This is a genomic window from Pantoea sp. M_10 (genome assembly GCF_008631515.1).
Lineage (GTDB): Bacteria > Pseudomonadota > Gammaproteobacteria > Enterobacterales > Enterobacteriaceae > Pantoea > Pantoea anthophila.
This window is the reverse complement of sequence record NZ_VWUL01000015.1, coordinates 1-4,978: the sequence shown is the minus strand read 5'-3', so window position 1 is coordinate 4,978 and position 4,978 is coordinate 1. Positions and strand designations below refer to the sequence as shown.

The window sequence follows — 4,978 nt, the reverse complement described above, 5'->3', positions numbered from 1 at the left end:
GGATGTGCTCACGGGTCTGTGGCATCGGGCCATCAGTCGCAGCAACAACCAGGATCGCGCCGTCCATCTGCGCAGCACCGGTGATCATGTTTTTCACATAGTCGGCGTGGCCTGGGCAGTCAACGTGAGCGTAGTGACGTGAAGCAGTCTCATACTCAACGTGTGCGGTGTTGATGGTAATACCGCGGGCTTTTTCTTCAGGGGTGCTGTCGATCTGGTCGAATGCACGCGCCTGGCCGCCGTTGGTTTTAGCCAGTACGGTAGTGATTGCTGCAGTCAGGGTGGTTTTACCGTGGTCAACGTGACCGATGGTGCCCACGTTTACGTGCAGTTTGTTACGTTGAAATTGCTCTTTAGCCATCGCTAGTCCCTCTAAGACACGGATATATCAATGATATCATCACATTAACCAGGCAATGCCTGACTGCAAGGAAGTTACAGAGAAAATCAGGAGGGAGATTAAAGGAAGTGGTGCTGATACCCAGAGTCGAACTGGGGACCTCACCCTTACCAAGGGTGCGCTCTACCAACTGAGCCATATCAGCACATCTGGAGCGGGCAGCGGGAATCGAACCCGCATCATCAGCTTGGAAGGCTGAGGTAATAGCCATTATACGATGCCCGCATCCTGGAACTCGGCTACCTGTTCTTTCTGTAGCTTGCAGATAACAGAGAATGCCTCTGCTACCTACTGTCCGTCAGCGAAGCTGACCGACGTTGACTTCGCTAACGCTCAGTCTGAATTCAGGGTGAGAAGTGACTCACCTGACAGATAAACAGGCCGTTTATCTGAACCCAACCGCGAGGTCGGGATGGTGGTGGGAGAAGGATTCGAACCTTCGAAGTCTGTGACGGCAGATTTACAGTCTGCTCCCTTTGGCCGCTCGGGAATCCCACCTACTTGATTGGTGCCGGCTACCGGAATCGAACTGGTGACCTACTGATTACAAGTCAGTTGCTCTACCAACTGAGCTAAGCCGGCATCAAGTGACGCGCATTCTAGGAAGGTCGGCGTTCGGATGCAACTAAAAAATCGCATATTTTTTTCTATCGCTTACTATTTGTGCAAATCATCGCAATTTAGTGGTTTTCTGCGGAATATTTGTCCAGCCCGGCCCTGTTTTCTCGACTTTCCACTGGCTCCACACCCCCCCTGCCCCTCTTTTTACAATGCCTGCCTCCAGCGTTCTTACTCCGGTTATTTCGCTTATTCCTGAAAAAAGATCCCGCCCATACGCTGACTGACGCTTTTTTCGTCACGTCAGGATGATTTTTGGGTTAGAGGCTAAGCTCACAGGCCGATTTTTCCTGCAGACAATATCCCTTTTCTATAACAGCACCCGGCAGAAGGGTCCGGATGGTGTGCTTATTGAGGGGATATCGCATTCGCTTCCTTACAGGCCTTAATGCGTGGCACTGCCACCGGAACAGGTAACAAGGGTGTTACGCACTATGGGCGGGAAGAAGCCTGTAACGGCTTTACAGGCTCATTGTCTGTTATAAAGTCGTTAATGGCTTGGGTAATGGCGCGTTTTGTGGCTATACCGACGAAAGCGAGATCACAGTTATCTTTTTACTTCTGTTAAAAGCCATACTGGTGATACCCTCCAGCCCATTGTTCTCACTGATAAACCAGCGATTCGTGATTCAAATCACCTGCGTTGTCCTGCTTATCGGATAACACGCCGGTGATAGCAATGAATTTGCGGTCAGATGCATGCTTATGGATAAAACGACTCCCCTGACAACGCCCTACTTAGAATTCACTCGTGAGCAGTGGGCGGCATTACGTGATTCCGTTCCTATGACGCTATCAGAGGAAGAGATTGCGCAGCTGAAAGGCATCAACGAGGACCTCTCTCTGGAAGAAGTGGCAGAAATTTATCTGCCTCTTTCGCGCCTGCTTAATTTCTATATCAGTTCAAATGTGCGTCGGCAGGCTGTACTGGAGCAGTTTCTGGGCACCAATGGGCAGAAGATCCCTTACATCATCAGTATTGCGGGTAGCGTTGCCGTCGGTAAAAGTACGACAGCACGTGTATTGCAGGCATTGCTCAGCCGCTGGCCTGAACATCGGAAGGTGGAATTAATCACCACAGATGGCTTCCTGCATCCTAATGCCGTGCTCAAAGAGCGTGGCTTAATGAAGAAGAAAGGATTCCCGCAATCCTACGATATGCACCGGCTGGTCAATTTCGTCTCAGATTTAAAGTCAGGAGCCAGTCAGGTTACCGCTCCGGTCTATTCGCATCTGATTTACGACGTTATCCCTGATGGCGATAAAGTCATACAGCAGCCGGATATTGTGATTCTTGAGGGGCTCAACGTCTTACAGAGCGGTATGGACTATCCTCATGACCCCCATCACGTCTTTGTTTCTGACTTCGTCGATTTCTCAATCTATGTCGATGCAGAAGAAGATCTTCTGCAAAGCTGGTACATCAATCGCTTCCTGAAATTCCGCCAGGGTGCCTTTACCGACCCCGACTCCTACTTCCATCACTATGCCCAGCTCTCCGAGGCGGAAGCCGTTGAGATAGCGGGTAACCTGTGGAAAGAGATTAACTGGCTTAATCTGCAGGAAAATATTCTGCCGACACGAGAGAGAGCCAGCCTGATTATGACGAAAAGCGGCGATCACGCTGTTGATAAAGTCCGTCTGCGTAAATAACGCCAGTGATAAAAAAGCCTGCATTCATGCAGGCTTTTTTTATTCAGACAGGACGTAACGATATCTCTCCGCCAACCCATGCCTTTATTTCGCCATCCTGTTCCAGTAACAGCCCCCCCTGGCTGTCAACACCGCGCGCAATACCGTGCACTTCGCGTTCACCGATGAGCAACTTAACAGGCCGGTTAATGAAGTTGTCCAGCGCGGCCCAGCGTGCCACAAAGGGCGCTAATCCCTCCTGCTCAAAGAGTGGCAGTGCCTCGCGCAGACGATTGATCAGACGAGCTGCCAGCTCATTGCGATTCACCGTGACCCCGGCTTCCTGCAGGTTAATCCAGCCCTGATTAATCTGGGAGGCATCAGCGGTTCGCATTGCCAGATTAATACCTGCACCGATCACAATCTGCGCAGCATCGCCCGTTTTCCCAGTCAGTTCAACCAGGATACCCGCCAGTTTGCGATCGTTGAGATAGATGTCATTCGGCCATTTTACCCTGACCTCATCTGCGCCCAGTGAGCGTAATGTCTCCGCCATGATGATACCAATGACCAGGCTGAGGCCCATCGCCGCTGCGGGGCCCTGTTCCAGGCGCCAGTACATCGACATATAGAGGTTAGCGCCAAATGGAGAGAACCACTGACGGCCCCGGCGACCCCGCCCCGCCTGCTGATATTCAGCAATACAGGCAGCACCAGATGGCATGTCATGCATGCGCTCCAGCAGGTACTGATTCGTTGAGTCAATCACCGGTATCACCGAGACATTGCCCTGCTCAACCTGCGCGAGAATCGCCTGCTCATCCAGTAGCTGGATTGGCGCAGGCAGACTGTAGCCTTTACCGGTGACGGTATAGACATCAAGTCCCCAGCTTTTCAGTGTCTGGATATGCTTGTTGATGGCAGCCCGGCTCATTCCCAGCGTCTCACCCAGCTGCTCGCCAGAGTGAAACTCACCGTCAGCCAAAATATCGACCAGCTTTAACGGGACATTGTGGTCTTTCATGCGATCACCTCGACGGCATTGCATTCACCCTGTGCCTGAATAAACCGGACTTCAGGCTCAAGCCAGACATCAAACTTCTCTCCTACCCGGGCGCGTACCGCTCTGGCCAGCGCCACGATGTCGGCAGGCAGGGCATTGTCAGCATTAATCAGCACCAGAGCCTGCTGCTGATGAACGGCTGCGCCCCCGATGCGATAGCCTTTAAGCTGGCACTGATCGATCAGCCAGCCCGCTGCCAGCTTCGTTTCTCCCTCTGGCATCAGATAGTGCGGCATGGCGGGAAACCGGGCCAGCAGAGCGCTGCACTGCGCCTGCGTCACCACCGGATTTTTAAAAAAGCTGCCGACATTTCCGGTGACTTTCGGATCCGGTAACTTACTCTGACGCATCTGACACACAGCATGATAGACATCCCAGGCACTGGCGATGGCCGGATTCAGTGTTTTCAGATCGCCATAGGTCAGGACAGGCTGCCATTGCTTAGGCAGGCATAGCCCGACTGCGACGATGACATAGCCTGACTGATAACGGTGTTTGAAAATGCTGTCGCGATAGCCAAACTCACAGGCTTCACGATCCAGACGTTCTGTTTCGCCACTGTGCAGATTAAGCACATCCACATATTCGCAGACATCTTTTAACTCCACGCCGTAAGCACCAATATTCTGAATCGGTGCCGAGCCGGTCATGCCCGGGATCAGCGCCAGATTTTCCAGTCCGGCGATCCCTTTTTCCAGGGTACTTTTGACCAGCTCATGCCAGTTCTCACCGGCTCCGACATGCAGTTTCCAGCTCTCATATTCATCCTGAATGGTGATGCCTTTAATGCGGTTCAGTACCACGGTTCCGGCAAAATCATCCAGAAAGAGGACATTGCTGCCTTCACCGAGCACAAGGAAAGGCGTTTGATCCTGCTGGCTGGCCTGCCATGCAGCCAGAATGGCGGCAGGCGTCTCAGCGACGATGCGTTTTTGTGTGTGTACTTCAAGCCCAAGTGTATTGTCGGCTTTTAAGGAGGGATGCTGGCTGGACATTTGACGGCCTTAACTGAGTTATCTGGCCGTAGTTTACCGTATCGGAGATGTGTTCTCAGGCAGTTTTCGGGGTCCGAAGGCGGTTTTTCACGATCGGCAGACGTAAAAAAGCCCCGCACGTCGGTGCGGGGCTTCTTCACTTATATAATGCCTGGCAGTTCCCTACTCTCGCATGGGGAGGCCCCACACTACCATCGGCGCTACGGCGTTTCACTTCTGAGTTCGGCATGGGGTCAGGTGGGACCACCGCGCTAAAGCCGCCAGGCAAAT

The 4,978-nt window shown here is 52.5% G+C and carries 4 protein-coding genes, 4 tRNA genes and 1 rRNA gene; 1 reads left to right on the top strand and 8 read right to left on the bottom strand.

Annotated features, from left to right (window positions below; genetic code table 11):
• The 5 genes from F3I47_RS22215 to F3I47_RS22195 all read right to left on the bottom strand — a co-directional run.
• A partial coding sequence (locus F3I47_RS22215) for a GTP-binding protein (protein ID WP_181161971.1) occupies positions 1-361 on the bottom strand: 361 nt, incomplete at its 3' end.
• Positions 362-469: 108 nt separating this feature from the next.
• A tRNA-Thr gene (locus F3I47_RS22210) sits at positions 470-545 on the bottom strand.
• A gap of 5 nt (positions 546-550) precedes the next feature.
• Positions 551-625: transfer RNA gene (locus F3I47_RS22205), tRNA-Gly, on the bottom strand.
• A gap of 188 nt (positions 626-813) precedes the next feature.
• Positions 814-898: transfer RNA gene (locus F3I47_RS22200), tRNA-Tyr, on the bottom strand.
• A gap of 8 nt (positions 899-906) precedes the next feature.
• Positions 907-982, bottom strand: a tRNA-Thr gene (locus tag F3I47_RS22195).
• A gap of 741 nt (positions 983-1,723) precedes the next feature.
• Here F3I47_RS22195 and coaA point away from each other — a divergent pair.
• Positions 1,724-2,671 carry a type I pantothenate kinase gene (gene coaA / locus F3I47_RS22185; protein WP_009092666.1) on the top strand — a complete coding sequence of 316 codons (948 nt, stop codon included), beginning with the start codon at positions 1,724-1,726 and terminating at the stop codon, positions 2,669-2,671.
• A gap of 43 nt (positions 2,672-2,714) precedes the next feature.
• On the opposite strand, the gene birA is transcribed toward coaA, so the two are convergent.
• From birA to rrf, 3 genes are all read right to left on the bottom strand, one after another.
• Entirely contained in the window at positions 2,715-3,674 is a 960-nt protein-coding gene (gene birA / locus F3I47_RS22180; protein WP_150030510.1) for a bifunctional biotin--[acetyl-CoA-carboxylase] ligase/biotin operon repressor BirA, read from the bottom strand.
• Positions 3,671-4,708, bottom strand: a complete 1,038-nt coding sequence (gene murB / locus F3I47_RS22175; RefSeq protein WP_046100985.1) for a UDP-N-acetylmuramate dehydrogenase — start codon at positions 4,706-4,708, stop codon at positions 3,671-3,673. Before murB ends, birA begins: the two co-directional genes overlap by 4 nt.
• 149 nt (positions 4,709-4,857) lie before the next feature.
• Positions 4,858-4,973, bottom strand: a 5S ribosomal RNA gene (rrf, locus tag F3I47_RS22170).
• Positions 4,974-4,978 lie beyond the last annotated feature (5 nt).

What these genes read in the sequence shown, in the direction of transcription:
- birA (WP_150030510.1), bottom strand. Translation starts at nt 3,674, where the DNA reads ATGAAAGACCACAATGTCCCGTTAAAGCTGGTCGATATTTTGGCTGAC.
- murB (WP_046100985.1), bottom strand. Translation starts at nt 4,708, where the DNA reads ATGTCCAGCCAGCATCCCTCCTTAAAAGCCGACAATACACTTGGGCTT.
- coaA (WP_009092666.1), top strand. Translation starts at nt 1,724, where the DNA reads ATGGATAAAACGACTCCCCTGACAACGCCCTACTTAGAATTCACTCGT.